The 2,168-nt window shown below is 45.2% G+C and carries 16 tRNA genes and 2 rRNA genes; all 18 read left to right on the top strand.

Annotated elements, in window-relative coordinates:
- A 23S ribosomal RNA gene (locus EK386_RS19670) occupies positions 1-87 on the top strand; the annotation flags it as partial.
- 128 nt (positions 88-215) lie between these two features.
- Positions 216-331, top strand: a 5S ribosomal RNA gene (rrf, locus tag EK386_RS19665).
- Between the two features lie 14 nt (positions 332-345).
- Positions 346-420, top strand: a tRNA-Asn gene (locus EK386_RS19660).
- Between the two features lie 9 nt (positions 421-429).
- A tRNA-Ser gene (locus EK386_RS19655) sits at positions 430-521 on the top strand.
- A gap of 18 nt (positions 522-539) precedes the next feature.
- A tRNA-Glu gene (locus EK386_RS19650) sits at positions 540-614 on the top strand.
- Between the two features lie 22 nt (positions 615-636).
- Positions 637-712 (top strand) — tRNA-Val (locus EK386_RS19645).
- Positions 713-749: 37 nt separating this feature from the next.
- Positions 750-824 (top strand) — tRNA-Met (locus EK386_RS19640).
- A 3-nt stretch (positions 825-827) separates the two neighbouring features.
- Positions 828-903 (top strand) — tRNA-Asp (locus EK386_RS19635).
- A gap of 6 nt (positions 904-909) precedes the next feature.
- Positions 910-985, top strand: a tRNA-Phe gene (locus EK386_RS19630).
- Between the two features lie 24 nt (positions 986-1,009).
- Positions 1,010-1,085, top strand: a tRNA-Thr gene (locus tag EK386_RS19625).
- Between the two features lie 6 nt (positions 1,086-1,091).
- Positions 1,092-1,175, top strand: a tRNA-Tyr gene (locus EK386_RS19620).
- A gap of 7 nt (positions 1,176-1,182) precedes the next feature.
- A tRNA-Trp gene (locus tag EK386_RS19615) sits at positions 1,183-1,256 on the top strand.
- A 22-nt stretch (positions 1,257-1,278) separates the two neighbouring features.
- A tRNA-His gene (locus EK386_RS19610) sits at positions 1,279-1,354 on the top strand.
- A gap of 39 nt (positions 1,355-1,393) precedes the next feature.
- Positions 1,394-1,469: transfer RNA gene (locus tag EK386_RS19605), tRNA-His, on the top strand.
- A 37-nt stretch (positions 1,470-1,506) separates the two neighbouring features.
- A tRNA-Gln gene (locus EK386_RS19600) sits at positions 1,507-1,581 on the top strand.
- Positions 1,582-1,585: 4 nt separating this feature from the next.
- Positions 1,586-1,660, top strand: a tRNA-Gly gene (locus tag EK386_RS19595).
- A 10-nt stretch (positions 1,661-1,670) separates the two neighbouring features.
- A tRNA-Cys gene (locus tag EK386_RS19590) sits at positions 1,671-1,744 on the top strand.
- Between the two features lie 50 nt (positions 1,745-1,794).
- Positions 1,795-1,876: transfer RNA gene (locus EK386_RS19585), tRNA-Leu, on the top strand.
- The last annotated feature ends 292 nt before the right edge of the window (positions 1,877-2,168 follow it).

The following is a 2,168-nucleotide window of genomic DNA, read 5'->3' as shown; positions in this document are numbered from 1 at the left end:
TCAAAGACGATGAGGTAGATAGGTTCGAGGTGGAAGTGTGGTGACACATGGAGCTGACGAATACTAATCGATCGAGGACTTAACCAAATCTTGAATACGCAATCAATGTCTTTATCTAGTTTTGAGAGAATAAGGAATTTGAAGAAAAAATAACTAAAATAATAGTTGATAATTCTTTCAAATATGCTATAATAATACTTGTCTTTCAGTTTTAGTCTAGTGATGATGGCAAAGAGGTCACACCCGTTCCCATACCGAACACGGAAGTTAAGCTCTTTAGCGCCGATGGTAGTTGGGGGCTTCCCCCTGTGAGAGTAGGACGTTGCTAGGCTATATTATAAATATTCCGAAGTAGCTCAGTGGTAGAGCAACCGGCTGTTAACCGGTTGGTCGTAGGTTCGAGTCCTACCTTCGGAGCCATTCCATCTTGGAGAGTTGTCCGAGTGGCCGAAGGAGCACGATTGGAAATCGTGTAGGCGGGTAACACTGTCTCAAGGGTTCAAATCCCTTACTCTCCGCCATATAGACAACATAGCATTGGCCCGTTGGTCAAGTGGTTAAGACACCGCCCTTTCACGGCGGTAACACGGGTTCGAATCCCGTACGGGTCACCATTTGAATTTTAATATCCAGCACGGAGGATTAGCTCAGCTGGGAGAGCACCTGCCTTACAAGCAGGGGGTCGGCGGTTCGAGCCCGTCATCCTCCACCATATTAATTTTTTATTATAATTTTATCAGTTTTATTATCGCGGGGTGGAGCAGTGGTAGCTCGTCGGGCTCATAACCCGAAGGTCGCAGGTTCAAATCCTGTCCCCGCAACCAAATGGTCCCGTGGTGTAGCGGTTAACATGCCTGCCTGTCACGCAGGAGATCGCCGGTTCGATCCCGGTCGGGACCGCCATTTAATGGGTCGATAGCTCAGTTGGTAGAGCATTTGACTGAAGCTCAAAGTGTCGGCGGTTCGATTCCGTCTCGACCCACCATTAATTTATAAAATAAAAGATAATGCCGGTGTAGCTCAGTTGGTAGAGCAACTGACTTGTAATCAGTAGGTCGAGGGTTCGACTCCTTTCGCCGGCACCATTATCTGGAGGGGTAGCGAAGTGGCTAAACGCGGCGGACTGTAAATCCGCTCCTTTGGGTTCGGCGGTTCGAATCCGTCCCCCTCCACCATTTTGATAGGGGCATAGTTCAACGGTAGAATAGAGGTCTCCAAAACCTTTGGTGTGGGTTCGATTCCTACTGCCCCTGCCAATATTTATTTAATTCTATAATGGCGGTTGTGGCGAAGTGGTTAACGCACCGGATTGTGGTTCCGGCATTCGTGGGTTCGATTCCCATCAGTCGCCCCATTCATACTTTTATAATAAATAACATAGAATTTAATTATGGCGGTTGTGGCGAAGTGGTTAACGCACCGGATTGTGGTTCCGGCATTCGTGGGTTCGATTCCCATCAGTCGCCCCATATAATCATAAATTTAGAATTAATTTCATAAAATTAATGGGGTATAGCCAAGCGGTAAGGCAACGGATTTTGATTCCGTCATGCCCAGGTTCGAATCCTGGTACCCCAGCCATTTTGCGGAAGTAGTTCAGTGGTAGAACACCACCTTGCCAAGGTGGGGGTCGCGAGTTCGAACCTCGTCTTCCGCTCCAATAAAATATCGGCGGCATAGCCAAGTGGTAAGGCACAGGTCTGCAACACCTTTATCACCGGTTCAAATCCGGTTGCCGCCTCCAAATTTTTAAAAATATCGGTATTACCGATTTTTTTTTACTCATTTTAATATGCCGGTGTGGCGGAATTGGCAGACGCGCACGACTCAAAATCGTGTTCCTTCTGGAGTGTCGGTTCGACCCCGACCACCGGTATTTACTTTAAACACACAAATTATAAAATATTATTACTGTAACAAATAAAATAGGTTAGTACCTGTCTTAAGATTATCAACAAAAGACGTTCAGAATGAGACCATTCTGAACGTCTTTTATCATTTTTCTGAATCTTTGGATATTTAATGGTTCTATAATAATTGTTGGGATTTTCATACAGTTTATGAAAAAGAAATGTAAGCCCGAAATAAAAAATAACGCACCTTCCGGCACGCACGGCGAATAGCCTTCAATCCACTGCTTTTTTTGGATTGAAGGCTATTATTTTATA

The sequence above is a fragment of the Lysinibacillus antri genome (assembly GCF_003977595.1).
GTDB lineage: Bacteria > Bacillota > Bacilli > Bacillales_A > Planococcaceae > Ureibacillus > Ureibacillus antri.
This window is presented reverse-complemented; position numbering and strand designations above follow the sequence as displayed.